We start from the raw sequence: 524 nt of genomic DNA, 5'->3' as shown, positions 1-524 counted from the left end.
TGGCGGATGATTTCGTCGATATGGCGGACAATCACGGCGATGCGTTCGGAAAGCGACGGCGCCGGTCGGCGTTTTGATACAGCCGGAAGCAACATAATGATGCTCGCGGCCGTGGACATCGATCACGCCGAAGCCGGTCACGCGGCTGCCGGGGTCGATGCCGAGAATGCGTGTGGGTTGGAACTGGGACATAGTGCGTGTTTAAAGTAATCGGTGTTTCAGGGCAGGCAGGCGCGTGCGCACGCTTTGCAGGCGCGCAGTATCCAAATCGGCACAAATCACGCCTTCGCCTTCCAGCAACGTCGCCAACACATCGCCCCAAGGGTCGATAATCATACTGTGGCCGAATGTGCGGCGGCCGCTTTCATGCAGTCCGCCTTGTGCCGACGCAATGACGTAGCATTGGTTTTCCACCGCACGGGCGCGCAGCAGCAATTCCCAATGCGCCTTGCCGGTCGTGTAAGTAAACGCGGCCGGCAACAGCAAAACATCAAACGGCTGCTGGGCGCGGAAAAACTCAGGAA

The 524-nt window shown here is 59.2% G+C and carries 1 protein-coding gene and 1 pseudogene; both read right to left on the bottom strand.

The window, feature by feature from the left end; all coding sequences use genetic code 11:
* A pseudogene (locus ACTHUR_RS18005) lies at window positions 1–192 on the bottom strand (crossover junction endodeoxyribonuclease RuvC); the annotation flags it as partial.
* Window positions 193–201: 9 nt separating this feature from the next.
* Window positions 202–524: nitrilase-related carbon-nitrogen hydrolase (locus ACTHUR_RS18000; protein ID WP_440400112.1), on the bottom strand; the 323-nt coding region annotated here is incomplete at its 5' end.

The sequence above is a fragment of the Neisseria sp. P0021.S007 genome, assembly GCF_051956855.1.
Note: the sequence above shows the minus strand (reverse complement) of the source record. Positions and strands in the feature narration are given on the sequence as shown.